Here is a 15,983-nt window from a genome sequence, read left to right on the forward strand (position 1 = left end):
CGTCGGCGCCGTCCTCCGGCCGCCCGCCCGCGTGTGCGGAGAACGCGACACTGCCGCAGTGTGGGTGAATGGCAGATCCAGAGCGCCGCTGGTGCTTCGCGGACCAGCTGGGCCCGCACTTCCTGGACGGGAAGGACCAGCCGGTGCTGCTGATCGAGTCACGGGCGGTGCTGCGCCGCCGACGCTTCCACCGGCAGAAGGCTCATCTGGTGCTCTCGGCCCTGCGGCACAGGGCAGCCGAACTGGGCGAGCGGGCGCGGTTCGTGCAGGCCGAAACCTACGGGGAAGCCCTCGCCCGTGTGCGGGACCCGTTGACGGTCTGCGGCCCGACGTCCCATGCGGCCGCCGAATTCGTGCAGAAGCTCGACAGGGTGACAGTCCTCCCCTCACGGGGATTCGTCACCGGCCGCGACCACTTCGAGGAATGGGCGGCCGGTCGCGGCGGCAAGCCGCTGCTCATGGAGAGCTTCTACCGCAGCGCCCGCAGAGCGACAGGTCTCCTGATGGACGGCGACGAACCCGCCGGCGGGCAGTGGAACCTCGACAAGGAGAACAGGGAGCCGCCGCCCGCGGCCGCCGAATTGCCGCTGCCCACGCCGTACGTCCCGGACGAGGACGACATCGACGCCGAGGTACGGGCCGACCTCGACGCCGCCGAACGCAGGGGCGAGATCTCCTTCGTCGGCCGCGACGGGCCCCGGCAGTTCCCGGCGACCCGGGCCGAGGCACGGCGTGCACTGAAGCACTTCATCGAGGAGCGGCTGCCGACCTTCGGCCCCTACGAGGACGCCATGCTCGCCGGCGACTCCAGCATGAGCCACAGCCGACTGTCGGCAGCCCTGAACCTCGGCCTGCTGGACCCCATGGAGTGCGTACGCGCGGCCGAGAAGGCATGGCGGGAGGGCAGGGTGCCGCTGCGCAGCGCGGAAGGATACGTCCGCCAGGTCATCGGATGGCGCGACTACGTGTGGCACACGTACTGGCACTTCGGACGTGGATACGCCCGCCGCAACGCGCTGCGGGCGAGGCGGCGCCTGCCGGACTGGTTCGACCGGCTCGACGCCGACGACGTACGGGCCCGCTGTCTGTCCACCGTGCTCGGGGACGTGCGCGACCAGGGCTGGACGCACCACATCCCGCGTCTGATGGTCCTCGGCAACTACGGCCTGCAGCGGGGCTGGAACCCCGCCGAACTCTCCGACTGGTTCCACCGCTGCTTCGTCGACGGCTACGAATGGGTCATGGCCGCCAACGTGATCGGCATGTCCCAGTACGCGGACGGTGGCTCGATCACCACGAAGCCCTACGCGGCGGGCGGCGCCTACATCGACCGGATGAGCGACTTCTGCCACGACTGCGTCTACCGGCCGTCCGCACGCACCGGCGACGACGCGTGTCCGTACACCGCCGGGTACTGGTGGTTCCTCGCCCGCAACGAGAAGCGCCTGGCCGGCAACTGGCGCCTCGCACCGCAGCTGCGCAATCTCCACCGCATCACCGACCTGGACGAGGTGGTCGCGCGGGAGCGCACCCGGCAGCGCCCCTGAACCGCTCCGGCACGCTCGGCGCGGACCACCGCGAGGCGCGCAACCTCAGAGTCCGGGCGCTCCCCAGACGGGGAACCAGCGGCCCAGGTCCGGTTCGACGGGCAGGTCGTCCGTCAGCAGCCCGCGGATCTGGAGCTCGAGCGTGCTGTCCCGCTTCTCCTTCCGCCCGGGCTGCGGAGCGAACGGATAGAAGGTGCCGCGCTTGTACAGATAGACGAGGGCGAGCGAGCGGGCCGCGGCCCCTTCGCTCTCCGTCTCCTCCGCGCCCCGGAAGCCGACCAGGGAGCACAGCAGCTGCGGACCGAACCCGTTCTCCTCGAGCAGGGTGTTCACCGCGTGCAGATCGTTGACGAGCTCGACCGTCTCCTCCGGCTCGTGCCGGGCCAGCAGCCAGGTGTAGCCGTACTCGTCCTGGCTGAACTCCACCGGGATCCCGCCCGCCCGGGGGTCGTCATCGGGCCGGGACCCCTGGGAGAGATCGGCGTCCAGCAACTGCCGTACGTCCCGCTGCAGCTGCTTGAAGGCCCCGCCCTCCACGCTCGCGAAGCACACCGATCCCAGTCCGGTCGGTACGAGGTCCGCGCCCGCCTGGAGTGTGACGGCGGCCGCCGGGAGGGCGAAGAGCTGGTCGAGGTCGGGGCGCACGGGTTTGCTGCGGCCCAGAAGTGCGTCGAGAAGGCCCACGGGGTTCACGTCCCTCGTACTGGTGCGAAGGCGGTGCTCACTGCTGCCCGAGCTGCGCCGAGATGCGGCTCAGCTGCTCCAGGCGCCGCTCCAGCGGCGGGTGGGAGGAGAACAGCGTGGCGATGGTCTCGCCGGAGAAGGCGGGTGCGAAGAAGAAGGCGTTGAAGGGCTCGGCCTTCCTCAGATCGCGGGTCGGGATACGGGCCATCTGACCCGTGACCTTGGTCAGCGCGGAGGCCAGGGCGGAGGGCCGCCCGGTCAGGAGCGCACCCGCGCGGTCCGCGGACAGTTCGCGGTAGCGCGAGAGCAGCCGGGTCAGCAGGAAGCTGAGGATGTAGACGATGACGCTCACCAGCGGGATCACCAGCAGGATGATGCCGAGGCCGCTCTGGTCGTTGCGTCCGGCCCCGCTGAGTCCGGTGAACAGCGCGACCCTGGTCAGCACGCCGGCCATGACGCCCAGGAACGAGGCGATGGTCATGACGGCGACGTCGCGGTGCGCGACGTGCGACAGCTCGTGCGAGAGGACGCCTTCGACCTCCTGCGGCTCCAGGCGCCGCATCAGGCCAGTCGTCGCGCAGACCATCGAGTTGCGCTGGCTGCGTCCGGTGGCGAAGGCGTTGGGCACATCGCTCTCGGCCATGGCCACCTTCGGCTTCGGCACGTCGGCGAGCGCGCACAGCCTGTCCACGGCACCGTGCAACTCGGGTGCCTGCTCCGGAGTCACCTCACGGGCCCCCATGCTGAAGGCCGCGATGCGGTCGCTGAACCAGAACTGGGCGATGAAGAGGCCGCCCACCGCGATGACGATGAGTGGCCACGCGTTGCCCAGCGCCGCGATCAGCACGCCCACCAGCAGCACATAGAGCAGCCCGATGAGGAACATCGTGACCACCATGCGGCTGGTCAGTCCACGGTCGGCGACATATCGCCCACGGGCTGCTGCCATGACGGACGCTCCTCCCTCACTCCTACGGAAGCGGGCCCACCGGACCGTCTGCGTGCGCCGGGCTGCGGCGCTGCGCGGCGGCGCGGGTCCGCGCACCTCCGTATCGCGTGCCGTACCGTCCTCGTCCGGAAGCGGGCCGTTCACCCGCGCCCAGGGTCGAGCGGTGTTCCAGTACGCCACTTATGAGCTAATTGTCCACTCTTTACGTTCGTTTTGGCGAATGACGGAGAGCAGCCGGAAGCTGACCCGGCGCAGCACCCGGCCCGACGGCTCCGAAGCCGCCCGCCGTAGGCTCGGCGCCATGGCACCTCCCCCTCTTCCCCCGCGGACCGAGCGCGTCCCGAGACTGAGCACCGTGATCCTTCCCGTCCTGCGCTGGCACGAGGGCGGACGTGAGCGGTGGCAGCGCGCCGAAGAGCTGGGCTTCGACACCGCCTACACCTACGACCACCTCTCATGGCGGGCCAACTTCCGCGACGGACCGTGGTTCGGGGCCCTGCCCACCCTCACCGCGGCCGCGGTGGCAACGTCACGTCTGCGCCTGGGCACCCTCGTCACCTCGCCCAACTTCCGGCACCCCGTGACGCTGGCCAAAGAACTGATGTCCCTGGACGACATCAGCGGCGGCCGCGTCACCCTCGGCATCGGCGCGGGCGGTAACGGCTTCGACGCGACGGCGCTCGGCCAGGAGCCGTGGACGCCGCGGGAGCGCGCGGACCGGTTCGCCGAGTTCGTGCCGCTGCTGGACCGGCTGCTCCGCGAACCCGTCGTCTCCTACGAGGGCACCTTCTACTCGGCGGACGAGGTGCGCGGGATCCCCGGATGCGTGCAGCGCCCCCGCTTGCCCTTCGCCGTGGCCGCCACCGGCCCGCGCGGCATGCTGCTCGCCGGGCGCTACGGGCAGTCCTGGGTGACCACGGGTGATCCGCGCATCGCCGCGACGGGCACCCCCGCCGAGGGTCTCCAGGCCGTGCGCGACCAGATCGTCCGGCTCGGCACGGCCTGCGACCAGACGGGACGGGACGCGTCGGACCTGGAGAAGGTCCTGCTCACGGGGTTTGTGCCGGGTTCGCCCCTGGAGTCCGTCGACGCCTTCGTCGATTTCGCGGGGAAGTACGCGGAGGCGGGAATCACCGAGATCGTTCTGCACTGGCCGATCGCCGGCTCGCAGTTCGCCGCCGACGAGACGGTCTTCGAGCGCATCGCCACCGAGGGGATCGCGCAGCTCAGGGGAACGGCACCACAGCAGTAGAAGCGACGTCCGGGAGGGCACATGCCCCGTTCGCCGCTCATCAGGGGCACCCTCCGCACTGGTGTGCGTGCATATGCGGAAAGATGGTCGCTGTGACTGAGCCGCCCGCATTCCGCGAACCCAGCGCTCCCCCCGCCGATCCGGCAGTCGACTCCCCTCAGGCCCGGCACGCCGCCGCCCCGGCGGTCGTGTCTCCGGCCGCCGCCGACCGGGCCGTGCGCCCCCGCCTGATCGCCACAGACCTCGACGGCACGCTGCTGCGTGACGACAAGACGGTCTCCGGACGTACGGTCGCCGCCCTCGCCGCCGCGGAGGCCGCGGGGCTCGACGTCTTCTTCGTGACCGGCCGCCCCGCCCGCTGGATGGACGTCGTCAGCGAACACGTGCACGGCCACGGCCTCGCCATCTGCGCGAACGGCGCCGCTGTGGTCGACCTGCACCGCGGAGGCCAGGTCGTGGACGTCCGGGCGCTGGACCGGTACGACGCGCTGGCCGTCGTCGGCGCACTGCGCGAGGCGGCTCCCGGCGTGTGCTTCGCCGTCGAACGCAGCGGCGGACTCCACCTCGACCCGGAGTACCCGTCGCTGCACCGCGACCCGTTCGGGATGGTCGCGCCCGTGGAGAAGCTGCTGGGCCCGGAGCACGAGGAGCCCGTGCTGAAACTGCTGGCCCACCACCCGGAGCTGGACCCGGACGAGTTTCTCGCCGTGGGACGCGGGGCGGCCGGCGCGCACGCGCAGTTCACCCGCTCCAGCAAGTCCGCACTGCTCGAGATCAGCGGCTCCGGCGTGAGCAAGGCCAGCACGCTGGCGCGGTGCTGCGCGCAGCGGGGCGTCAGGCCGGAGGAGGTCGTCGCGTTCGGTGACATGCCGAACGACCTGGAGATGCTGAGCTGGGCAGGCACCGCGTACGCGATGGCCAACGCGCATCCCGACGTGCTCGCCGCGACCGCGAACCACACGTCGTCCAACGAGGCCGACGGTGTCGCCGAGATCATCGAGAGGCTGCTGCTCCGGTACGGGCGGCGGCGGCACGACGCCGCTCCGACAGGGGCGCGGGGCGGTCCGGACGGGCACGGTGCGCCGGTACGTCGCTCGCCGCTTCACGGGCAAGCATCCGGCTGAACGGCCCGCCGGCTGCGGCCAGTTCGGCGTACCTGCCGCGTTCGACGGTGCGGCCCGCGTCGAGCACGACCACCTCGTCCACCGCTTCCAGGCCCTTCAGCCGGTGCGTGATCAGGACGGTGGTGCGGCCCTCGGTGACGTCCAGCAGGTCCGCCGTGAGCGCGTCCGCCGTGGGCAGATCGAGGTGTTCGGCGGGCTCGTCCAGTACGAGGACGGGGAAGTCCGCGAGCAACGCACGGGCCAGCGCGAGCCGTTGACGCTCCCCGCCGGAGAGGCGGGCGCCGTGCTCCCCGACGAGCGTGTCCAGGCCCTCGGGCAGCATGCCCGTCCAGGTGTCGAGGCGGGCCCTCGCGAGAGCGGTGCGCAGCTCGTCGTCCGTCGCGTCCTTGCGCGCGAGAAGCAGGTTCTCGCGCAGCGAGCTGTCGAAGACATGGGCGTCCTGCGCGCACAGGCCCACGAAGCACCGCACGGTGTCCGAGTGCAGCGCGTTCGCCGGTACGCCGCCTTCGGCGGGTGCACCGCCGAGCGTGTACGAACCGCTCTCCGCGTCGAGGAAGCGCAGCAGCGTACGGGCCAGCGTCGTCTTGCCGGAGCCCGACGCACCGACGACGGCGACTCGGTGGCCGGGGGTGAGCTCCAGGTCGAAGTCCGCGAGGGGCGGAGGCAGTTGCCGCTTTCCGGCGTCCGGGCGGTGAGTGCCCTGCTGCTCAGAGTGCTCCAAGTCCTCCGTCTCCGGGTAGCGCGCCGTGACCGAGCGCAGGACGAGCGGGAACGGTGATTCGGGTGCGGGCAGCGGGTGTTCGGGTTCCCGCACCGGTTCCGGCGCGTCCACGACGTCCCGCACACGCCGGGCCGAGCGTGCGGCGCGCTGACGGTGACTGACGGCGAGCGGCATGCCGTTGACCGCCTCGAACGCCGCGAGCGGCGTGAGCACGACGGCGGCGAGCCACACCCCGTCGAGACGCCCCGCGTGCACCGCCGCCGCTCCGGCCCACGCAGCGGCGGTGACGGTAAGACCGCACGCGAGCGTTGCCAGACCGGAGCCGAGCGCCGTCGCCGCGGAGGAACGGGCGGCGATCCGGGTGAGACGCCGGTCCGCGGCGCGGGCCGCGGCCTTGCGTGCGGGCAGTGCTCCCGCGACGGTCAACTCCCCTGTGCCGGTGAGGAGATCGACCACTTGGGTCGTCAACGCGGCCCGCGAGGGGGCGAGTCTGCGCTCCGCGCGACGTGAGAGCGCGCCGCTGAGACCCGGGACGGCGACACCGGCCACCAGCAGTCCGGCGGCGAGCGCCGCACCCGCGGCGGGCAGAAGCGCGCCGGTGAACGCGATCGCCGCGCCTCCCGTGACCGCCGCGACGACGGCGGGCAGCAGCCAGCGCAGGAAGCGGTCCTGAAGGGCGTCGACGTCGCTCACGAGGCGGGTGAGCAGGTCTCCGCGGTGCATGAAGCGGAGGCCGGCCGGGGCGAGCGGTTCGAGCCTGCGGTAGATGCGGACGCGTACGCCGGCGAGCACGCGCAGCACCGCGTCGTGCGAGACGAGCCGCTCGGCGTAGCGGAACACGGCGCGGCCGATCCCGAAGGTGCGTGTCGCGGTGACGGCGACCATCAGATACAGCACGGGCGGCTGCTGCGAGGCGCGGGAGATCAGCCAGCCCGAGGTCGCCATGAGGCCGACGGCGCAGAGCAGGGCGAGCGAACCGAGGACGGCCGCGACCGCCAGCCGGGGACCGGGACCACGGTCGCGGGGAGGCCGCTCGGGCCCTGGATCGTCGTCCGTCCCCGCACCACGGTTCTCATGGGGCGCATCCGCCGGCTCGTCCCCCTGCACGTCCGCCCATCCGTCCTCCGCGTCAACGGACCGCGTACGCAGGTGAGTTGCGCCCGCCGCCGTGGCAGTCGGCACCGGGGCGGTCAGGGATGCGGCGGGCACCGGCGGTGCGAGGGTGACGACGCGGTCCGCCGCGCCCAGCAGTGCCGGGCGGTGCGTGACGAGCAGTACCGTGCGGTCCTCCGAGAGGCGTCGCAGCGTCTCGGCGACCGACGATTCCGTCTCTCCGTCGAGGGCCGCCGTGGGCTCGTCGAGCAGCAGGAGCGGCCGGTCGGTGAGGAACGCCCGTGCCAGGGCGACGCGTTGGCGCTGCCCGGCGGAGATTCCGGCGCCCGCCTCGCCGAGAGGCGTGGCCGGGTCGAGGCCCGCTCCTGCGGCGGTCAGCGCGGCGGCGACCTGCGCATCGCCGGCCGCGGGCTCTGCCAGCCGGACGTTGTCCGCGACCGTGCCCGCGAAGAGGTGCGGGTGCTGGGGGACCCAGGCGATCTGGGCGTGCCAGCCGCCGGGTTCGAGGTCGCGGACGTCGGTGCCGTCGACACGCACGGCACCCGATGCGGGCCGTGCGAAGCCCAGCACCGCCTGGAGCAGCGTCGACTTGCCCGCGCCGGAGGGCCCCGTCAGAGCGACCGTCTCACCGGGCCGCAGGGTGAGGTCCGTCGGGGGCAGCGAGTCGTGGGCGCGACCCTCGTGGCGCACGCGGAGCCCCTCGACGGTGAGGGTGGCCGTCCGCAGGTCGGGGGCCGGGGCGCCGGAACCGTTCGGGAGCGGTTCGGCGAGGACTGCGAAGACCTCGTCCGCGGCGGACAGCCCTTCGGCGGCCGCGTGGTAGTGGGTGCCGACCTGGCGCAGCGGCAGATAGGCCTCCGGCGCGAGTACGAGGACGAGCAGGCCCGTGTACAGGTCGAGTTCGCCGTGCACCAGCCGCATCCCGATGCCCACCGCCACCAGCGCCACCGAGATCGTGGCGAGGAGTTCCAGGACCAGGGAGGAGAGGAAGGCGATGCGCAGGGTGCGCAGGGTGGCGCGCCGGTAGTCGTCGGTGATGGCGCGGATGTTGCGGGCCTGCGCCTTCGCCCGGCCGAAGATCTTGAGGGTGGGCAGTCCCGCCACGACGTCCAGGAAGTGGCCGGACAGCCGGGAGAGCAGACGCCACTGGCGGTCCGTGTGGGCCTGCGTGGCCCAGCCGACGAGGGCCATGAACAGCGGGATGAGGGGGAGGGTGACGAGGATGACCGCCGCCGAGATCCAGTCGGCGGTCACGACGCGGACCAGTACGGCGGCGGGTACGACGACGGCCAGGGCGAGTTGGGGGAGGTAGCGGGAGAAGTAGCCGTCGAGGGCGTCGATTCCGCGGGTGGCGAGGTTGGTCAGCTCGCCGGTGCGGCGGCCCGGGAGCCGGGCGGGCCCGAGGGCCAGGGCATGGTCCAGGAGGCGTGTGCGCAGCTCGGACTTCACCGCCGCGCTCGAGCGGTGCGCCGCGAGTTCGGTGAGCCATGAGACCAGGGCACGGCCAGCGGTCACCGCGAGAAGCAGCAGGAGCTGGGTGTGCACGCCGGCGTCGTGCCGGAACGCGCGGACGACGATGTCCGCGATCAGCACGGCCTGCCCGATGACGAGCAGCGCCGAGACGGTTCCCAGCACCACGGACGTGGCGAGGAAGACGCGGGTGGTGCGGGCGTGGGCCAGCAGCCGCGGGTCGACGGGCCTCATCGGTGACTCTCCCTCAGTGGTTCCCGGCGATGTGCCGGGTGCCGATGCGCTTGCGGAAGACCCAGTACGTCCAGCCCTGGTACAGCATCACGACGGGCGTGGCGAGCGCCGCGCACCACGTCATGATCTTCAGCGTGTACGGGCTGGAGGCGGCGTTCTCGGCGGTCAGGCTCCAGCGCGGGTCGAGCGAGGAGGGCATGACGTCCGGGAAGAGCGCGATGAAGAGCGCGGCCGTCATCGCGACGACGGTCACCCCCGACAGGCCGAAGGCCCAGCCCTCCCGGCCGGCGGCGTTGGCCACGACGGCGGCGAGGAGAGCGCCCACGGCGGCAGCCGAGGCGACGAAGCTCACGCTGCCGCCGGAGTTCAGTTGCGTCCAGGCGAGAAAGGCCGCGGTGAGCACGGCGCACACCGGGCCGGCCATGGTCGCCAGCCGCCGGGCGCGCGGGCGGATGTCGCCGGTCGTCTTGAGCGCCGTGAACACCGCGCCGTGGAAGGTGAAGAGGGTGAGCGTCACGAGCCCGCCGAGCAGCGCGTACGGGCCGAGAAGGTCGGCGAGGTCCCCGGTGAAGTTCTTGTCCGCGTCGATGGGGACGCCCCGCACGAGGTTGCCGAAGGCGAGACCCCACAGGAACGCCGGCAGCAGCGACGTGACGAACAGCGCCCACTCCCACCGGTCCTGCCATTGCGTCCCGGAGCGCTTGGCGCGGTACTCGAACGCGACGCCGCGGACGATGAGGCAGACCAGGATGACCAGGAGCGGCAGGTAGAAGCCGGAGAAGAGCGTCGCGTACCAGTCGGGGAAGGCGGCGAAAGTGGCGCCGGCGGCCGAGATCAGCCACACCTCGTTGCCGTCCCAGACGGGCCCGATGGTGTTGATCAGTACGCGCCTCTCCCCGCGGTCGCGGGCGAGGAGCCGGGTAAGGACCCCGACGCCGAAGTCGAAGCCTTCGAGGAAGAAGTAGCCGGTCCACAGCACGGCGATCACCGCGAACCAGAGGTCGTGAAGCTGCATCGCGTGCTCCTCAGTACGAGAAGGCCATGGGCCGGTCGGGGTCTTCGGCGTCGTGTCCGCCGATCCGGGTGGGCGGGTTGAGGTCGGCCTCGGTCAGCTCGGGCGGTCCGGCCTTGACGTACTTCGCCAGCAGCTTGATCTCGATGACGGCGAGCAGCGCGTACAGCGCGATGAAGACGCTCATGGAGGTGATGACCTCGCCCTGGCTGACGGTGGGCGAGACGCCCGCGGCCGTGGGCAGCACGCCGTAGACGACCCAGGGCTGACGGCCGGTCTCGGTGAAGATCCAGCCCCAGGAGTTGGCGATCAGCGGGAAGAGCATGGTCAGCAGCGCCAGCCGCCAGTACCAGCGGGTGAGGGCCGTACCCAGTTCACGGTCGCGGGTGAGTGCGAGACGCGGGACCTTGTCGTCGGCGGTGCGCAGGCGCGGTGAGAGCCAGAGCCTGCGCCGGGTGAGATACAGCCCGGCGGCGCCCAGCGCGAAGGAGGACATCCCGAAGCCGATCATCCAGCGGAACGACCAGTAGGCGAGCGGGATGTTGGGCCGGAAGTCGTCGATGCCGAGCTTGTCGCCGTACTTCTCGCGCAGCGCGGCGTCGGTGTCGTTGATGCCGGGCACTTCCTCGGAGAAGTTGTCGTGCGCGAGGAAGGACAGCAGTCCGGGGATCTCGATCGCGACGTCGTTGTGGCCCTCGTCGACGTCGCCGTAGGCGAAGAGCGAGAACGGCGCGGGCCCCTGCGTCTCCCAGAGCGCTTCGGCGGCGGCCATCTTCATCGGCTGCTGGTCGTACATGATCTTTCCCAGCCGGTCGCCGGTGACCGCCGTGAGCACTCCGGCCACCACCATCACGACCAGGCCGAGCCGCAGCGAGGAGCGCATCACGGGCACGTGCCGCCCGCGCATCAGGTGGTACGCGGCGATGCCCACCATGAATGCCCCGCCGGTGAGGAAGGCGGCGACGAGGGTGTGCCCGAACTGCGCCAGTGCCGTGTTCTGTGTCAGCACCCGGACGAAGTCGGTGAGTTCGGCCCGTCCGTTCTCGGGGTTCATGCGGTAGCCGACGGGGTGCTGCATCCAGGAATTGGCCGCCAGGATGAAGTACGCGGACAGGACGCTGCCGAGGGCCACCATCCACATGCAGCCCGCATGGATGCCCTTGGGCAGCTTGTCCCAGCCGAAGATCCACAGGCCGATGAAGGTGGACTCGAAGAAGAAGGCGACCAGCGCCTCGAAGGCGAGGGGCGCCCCGAAGACATCCCCGACGAAGCGCGAGTAGTCAGACCAGTTCATGCCGAACTGGAACTCCTGCAGGATGCCGGTCACCACGCCCATGGCGATGTTGATCAGGAAGAGCTTGCCCCAGAACTTGGCCGCCCTGAGGTACTTCTCACTGCCGGTGCGCACCCAGGCCGTCTCCAGTCCCGCCACGAACACGGAGAGGGAGATCGTCAGGGGGACGAACAGGAAGTGGTAGACGGTCGTGACGCCGAACTGCCAGCGCGCCAGGGTCTCCGGCGCCAGTGCTGCCAACTCCACCGGCTCTCTCCTTTGCCTCGCGGCTGTGGCCGGTGTCCGGCGTGAGGTTCGCCCGTGTTCGGACAGCTTCGACCGGTCCACAAGTGGTACTCGTGAATGCGTTCACATTCACAAGTAATATTACGACCGGGCTTTTCGGACACCGCAAGGGGGTCCCCCCGAAATGCGAAACGGCCGTCGCACCGGGTGCGGCGGCCGTTCGCGTGGCTGGGGTTCGGTGCCCGGGGCGGCGGAGCTGAGGGGCGGTGCCCTCAGAACTCGCTCTTGCGGAAGGAGGCCGCGGTCTGCAGGAAGAGGTCGTTCGCCTCGTTCTCCCCCACCGTGACGCGCACGCCCTCGCCGGGGAACGGCCGGATCATCGCGCCGGCCTTCTCGCAGGCCTCGGCGAAGGCGGTCGTACGGTCACCGAGCCGCAGCCAGACGAAGTTCGCCTGCGACTCCGGAACCGTCCAGCCCTGTGCGACCAGTTCACGCGAGACGCGCGCACGCTCGGCGACGAGCCCCTCGACGCGTTCGAGAAGCTCGTTCTCGCTGCGCAACGAGGCGACCGCGGCGTCCTGGGCGACCTGGCTGACACCGAAGGGCACGGCGGTCTTGCGCAGCGCCGCCGCGACGGGCTCGTGGGCGACCGCGAAGCCGACCCGGAGTCCGGCCAGTCCGTACGCCTTGGAGAAGGTGCGCAGCACGCACACGTTGGGGCGGTCGCGGTAGAGGTCCAGGCCGTCGACGACGGCCTCGTCACGCACGAACTCGCGGTACGCCTCGTCCAGCACGACCAGGACATCGTCCGGGACCCGGTCGAGGAACCGCTCCAGGGCGTCCCTCGGGATGGCCACGCCCGTCGGATTGTTGGGGTTGCAGACGAAGATCAGCCGCGTGCGGTCGGTGACCGCGTCGGCCATGGCGTCGAGGTCGTGCTCCTCGCCGTCCGTGAGGGGCACCTGCACCGACTGGGCGCCGGAGATCTGGGTGATGATCGGATAGGCCTCGAAGGAACGCCAGGCGTAGATCACTTCGTCGCCGGGGCCCGCCGTGCTCTGCAGCAGCTGCTGTGCGACGCCGACGGAGCCGGTGCCCGTGGCCACGTGCTCGACGGGAACGCCGAAGCGGCTTCCGATCGCCTCCATCAGTCCGGTGCACGCCATGTCCGGGTAGCGGTTGGCGGTGCCGACCGCGGCGGTCATCGTCTCCAGCACGCCGGGGAGCGGCGGGTACGGGTTCTCGTTCGAGGACAGCTTGAACGCAGCGGGCCCCGAGGCGGCCGGGCGGCCCGGCTTGTACGTGGGAATGCCTTCGAGCGCGCCGCGCAGCCTGGGCTTGTTCTCGCTCACCGCTGACTCCTCCTCGTCCCTGCCACCGACATCAATACTGCTAACCCTAAGAGGAATCCGACAGAGGGCGTACGGGCTTGCATCATGAGCCCCCTCACGCACTTCCGCGCTGGTGGCTCGAGCCGTGGCGCGCATCACTCATGAAGGTGAGTTGAGACCTCCTCGCAACATGGCCGTGTCCGTCGGCGCAATCGCCCGTCGAGGAGGCCAAAGTTCATGATGGGTCGTCAACTCTCGTGAATTCCAAGGCACTTGGCTTGGTCAGCACATGCAGAATCGTGCCTTCTGGGGTCCCCCCGAAGTGTCCCGCACCCCCTCCGTCACGGGCCTACGATCGGGGCGCCATGACAGCAGCAGAGAAGCATCAGGTAAGCCGGGCATCGGCCTCGCGCCGGGCACGCGGGGGGAGCCGGCTGAGCGGGCGCGCGGGCATCCGCGATGTCGCCGCCGCGGCCGGTGTCTCGATCACGACTGTCTCCGACGCGCTCAACGGCAAGGGCCGCCTCCCCGACGCCACCCGCAGCCATGTGCGCGAGGTCGCCCAGCGCCTGGGCTACCGGCCCTCGGCCGCCGCCCGCACGCTCCGCACCGGCAAGTCCGGCCTGATCGGGCTCACGGTCACCACGTACGGCGAAGAACCGTTCACTTTCACCGAGTTCGCCTACTTCGCCGAGATGGCCAGGGCCGCGACCTCGGCCGCGCTCGCACGCGGATACGCCCTGGTGATCCTGCCCGCCACATCGCGGCACGACCTGTGGTCGAACGTCGCACTCGACGGCACCGTCGTCATCGACCCCTCCGACGAGGACCCGGTCGTCACGGAACTCGTCCGCTCAGGTCTGCCCGTCGTCTCCGACGGACGCCCCAGCGGCTCGCTGCCCGTCGCCGCATGGGTCGACAACGACCACGAGGAGGCCGTCCGCGGCCTCCTCGACCACCTCGCCGAAGCGGGCGCACGCCGCATCGGGCTGCTGACCGGCACCAGCACCGACACCTACACGCGGCTGTCGACCACCGCCTACTTCGACTGGTGTGCCCGCGTCGGCCAGGAACCCGTCTACGAGCACTACCCGGCGCACGACCACTGCGCGGGCGCTGTCGCCGCCGACCGGCTGCTCGCCAGGCCCGACCGCCCCGACGCGGTGTACGGGCTCTTCGACCCCAACGGCACCGACCTGCTGGCGGCGGCACGCCGGTACGGGCTGCGCGTGCCCGAGGACCTGCTGCTGGTGTGCTGCAGCGAGTCCAGCGTCTACGCCACGACCGAGCCGCCCATCACCACGCTCTCGCTCAAGCCCGGCCGCATCGGCAACACCGTCATCCAGCTCCTGATCGACGCCATCGAGGGCATCGGCGGCGACGCGCCGGTGCATCAGGTGATGCCGACGGATCTCATCATCCGTACGTCCTCGCAGCGGCGCTCGCCCCGCACCACCGTCAGCGCGCCGCGCTCCCCCGGGAACGCCCCCGGCCCGAGTGATCCGGCAGACGCCTGACGGACCCGCGGACCATGTGTCGGGCCGCGGACGAGAGGGGAATTTACGGAGGAATGCGCCAGCCACCCGCCCACGGACCGCAATTGCCGCCTCCAGGTGCGTCACAAGCCGCTACCGGCGTTCCTATGATGGGGCGCACGACACCGGGACCCGATCCCGACCTGTGCAAGTGTGGACCCCTGGGTCGGCGTGACAGGCGACGGATGGGACTCCCCTCCGAAGCAGGCAGGGCGAGGTCCGGACAGGTGCACGGCGGCGCGCGATGGTGGAGGGGTCGATGACTCAGGGGGCCGGTCAAGGACCCGGGATGTGGCAGGGCGGCGACGCCGTCGCGCACGAGGCCGGGGCCCAGGGAGCACCCGGACACCCGGCCGCGCATCGTCCCGCGCCCGCGTCGGTTCACGCCGAACACACGCGCACGTCCGCCCCTTCGCGGGAGGAGACGTCCGCTCCCTCACGCGACGACGGACACCCCGACGAGCCCGACGACGGATACACGCCCACCGAGCGCGATCTGCCGGTGGTCGACCCGAGCGCGACGGACGAGGGGCGCGAGCCCACGCTCGTGGACCTCGCCGCCGCCCCCGTGACCGAGGAGGGCGACGGCCCTCTGTACGTCGTCGGCGACGTGCACGGCTACCTCGACGAACTGCGCGACGCGCTCCGGGACGCGGGCATCACCGACCAGCACGACAACTGGGCGGCGGGCAACACACGCCTGTGGTTCCTGGGCGACTTCACCGACCGCGGTCCCGACGGCATCGGCGTCATCGACCTCGTCATGCACCTCTCCGCGCAGGCGGCCGCAGCGGGCGGCTACTGCAAGGCGCTGATGGGCAATCATGAGCTGCTGCTCATCGGAGCCAAGAAGTTCGGTGACACACCGGTCAACTCCAGCGCGGGCACTGCCTCGTTCCAGGCGGCGTGGCTGCTCAACGGCGGCCAGCACTCCGACATGGAGCGGCTGGAGGACCACCACATCCAGTGGATGTCACGCCTGGACGCGATGGCTCTCGCCGACGGCCATCTCCTGCTCCACTCCGACGCCACGTGCTATCTCGATTACGGCACCACGATCGAGGGCGTGAACGACGCGATCACCGAGGCACTTCAGCGCAACGACGCCGACGAGACCTGGGACCTCTTCCGCAAGTTCACCAAGCGTTTCGCGTTCCGCGAGGAGACCGGTTCCCTCGCCGCGCGAGAACTGCTCACGGTATTCGGCGGGCGCCAGATCGTGCACGGTCACAGCCCCATCCCGTATCTGCTGGGCGAGCCGGCCGCCAACGGCGCCGCCGATACCGGGGACGGCGGAGAGGACGAGGACGCACCCCCCGAGGTGACCGGCCCTCACCTTTACGCGGACGGTCTCGCCCTCGCCATGGACGGCGGGGTGACCATGGACGGGAAACTCCTCGTCACGCAACTTCCCTTGGCTGATTAGCCAGTTGGTGGCCCGCCCCCTCGCACAGCTGTCAGGACCCCGGACCGGACCCGGGCCGGCAGTCCC

10 protein-coding genes and 1 pseudogene are annotated in these 15,983 nt (G+C 71.1%); 5 read left to right on the forward strand and 6 right to left on the reverse strand.

From position 1 onward, the window contains the following. The first annotated feature begins 68 nt into the window (after positions 1-68). Positions 69-1,547 carry a cryptochrome/photolyase family protein gene (locus tag G4Z16_RS15795; RefSeq protein WP_197351415.1) on the forward strand — a complete coding sequence of 493 codons (1,479 nt, stop codon included), beginning with the start codon at positions 69-71 and terminating at the stop codon, positions 1,545-1,547. A 45-nt stretch (positions 1,548-1,592) separates the two neighbouring features. On the opposite strand, the gene pspAB is transcribed toward G4Z16_RS15795, so the two are convergent. Both pspAB and htpX read right to left on the reverse strand, forming a co-directional pair. Continuing rightward, a complete protein-coding gene (gene pspAB, locus G4Z16_RS15800) occupies positions 1,593-2,231 on the reverse strand; it encodes a PspA-associated protein PspAB (RefSeq protein ID WP_197351416.1) in 639 nt (212 codons plus the stop codon). A 37-nt stretch (positions 2,232-2,268) separates the two neighbouring features. After that, a complete protein-coding gene (htpX, locus tag G4Z16_RS15805; RefSeq protein WP_197351417.1) occupies positions 2,269-3,180 on the reverse strand; it encodes a zinc metalloprotease HtpX in 912 nt (303 codons plus the stop codon). A 301-nt stretch (positions 3,181-3,481) separates the two neighbouring features. Here htpX and G4Z16_RS15810 point away from each other — a divergent pair, with 301 nt between their 5' ends. Then, on the forward strand, positions 3,482-4,432 hold the full coding sequence (locus tag G4Z16_RS15810; protein ID WP_197351418.1) for an LLM class flavin-dependent oxidoreductase: 951 nt from the start codon (positions 3,482-3,484) through the stop codon (positions 4,430-4,432). A gap of 188 nt (positions 4,433-4,620) precedes the next feature. Beyond that, positions 4,621-5,442 (forward strand): annotated as a pseudogene (locus tag G4Z16_RS32530) (HAD family hydrolase); the annotation flags it as partial. Here G4Z16_RS32530 and cydD read toward each other — a convergent pair. From cydD to hisC, 4 genes are all read right to left on the reverse strand, one after another. Continuing rightward, positions 5,426-9,094, reverse strand: a complete 3,669-nt coding sequence (gene cydD, locus G4Z16_RS15815) for a thiol reductant ABC exporter subunit CydD (RefSeq protein WP_197351419.1) — start codon at positions 9,092-9,094, stop codon at positions 5,426-5,428. The pseudogene G4Z16_RS32530 and the gene cydD overlap by 17 nt on opposite strands. Before the next feature lie 13 nt (positions 9,095-9,107). Continuing rightward, positions 9,108-10,109: a cytochrome d ubiquinol oxidase subunit II gene (gene cydB / locus G4Z16_RS15820; RefSeq protein ID WP_197351420.1), complete on the reverse strand. Its 1,002-nt coding sequence runs from the start codon at positions 10,107-10,109 to the stop codon at positions 9,108-9,110. Positions 10,110-10,119: 10 nt separating this feature from the next. After that, on the reverse strand, positions 10,120-11,640 hold the full coding sequence (locus tag G4Z16_RS15825; protein WP_425508167.1) for a cytochrome ubiquinol oxidase subunit I: 1,521 nt from the start codon (positions 11,638-11,640) through the stop codon (positions 10,120-10,122). 257 nt (positions 11,641-11,897) lie between these two features. Then, positions 11,898-12,977, reverse strand: coding sequence for a histidinol-phosphate transaminase (gene hisC, locus G4Z16_RS15830; RefSeq protein WP_246530882.1), 1,080 nt, complete (start codon positions 12,975-12,977; stop codon positions 11,898-11,900). Positions 12,978-13,321: 344 nt separating this feature from the next. On the opposite strand from hisC, the gene G4Z16_RS15835 reads away from it, so the two are divergent. Further along, a complete protein-coding gene (locus G4Z16_RS15835) occupies positions 13,322-14,473 on the forward strand; it encodes a LacI family DNA-binding transcriptional regulator (RefSeq protein WP_197351423.1) in 1,152 nt (383 codons plus the stop codon). A gap of 262 nt (positions 14,474-14,735) precedes the next feature. Beyond that, a complete protein-coding gene (locus tag G4Z16_RS15840; RefSeq protein WP_197351424.1) occupies positions 14,736-15,917 on the forward strand; it encodes a metallophosphoesterase in 1,182 nt (393 codons plus the stop codon). Positions 15,918-15,983: the final 66 nt, after the last annotated feature.

The organism is Streptomyces bathyalis, assembly GCF_015910445.1.
Taxonomy (GTDB): domain Bacteria; phylum Actinomycetota; class Actinomycetes; order Streptomycetales; family Streptomycetaceae; genus Streptomyces; species Streptomyces bathyalis.

Excerpts from the sequence above, each read along its gene's own strand:
- G4Z16_RS15795 (WP_197351415.1), top strand. The coding sequence starts at position 69 with ATGGCAGATCCAGAGCGCCGCTGGTGCTTCGCGGACCAGCTGGGCCCG.
- htpX (WP_197351417.1), bottom strand. The coding sequence starts at position 3,180 with ATGGCAGCAGCCCGTGGGCGATATGTCGCCGACCGTGGACTGACCAGC.
- G4Z16_RS15810 (WP_197351418.1), top strand. The coding sequence starts at position 3,482 with ATGGCACCTCCCCCTCTTCCCCCGCGGACCGAGCGCGTCCCGAGACTG.
- cydD (WP_197351419.1), bottom strand. The coding sequence starts at position 9,094 with ATGAGGCCCGTCGACCCGCGGCTGCTGGCCCACGCCCGCACCACCCGC.
- cydB (WP_197351420.1), bottom strand. The coding sequence starts at position 10,109 with ATGCAGCTTCACGACCTCTGGTTCGCGGTGATCGCCGTGCTGTGGACC.
- G4Z16_RS15835 (WP_197351423.1), top strand. The coding sequence starts at position 13,322 with ATGACAGCAGCAGAGAAGCATCAGGTAAGCCGGGCATCGGCCTCGCGC.
- G4Z16_RS15840 (WP_197351424.1), top strand. The coding sequence starts at position 14,736 with ATGGTGGAGGGGTCGATGACTCAGGGGGCCGGTCAAGGACCCGGGATG.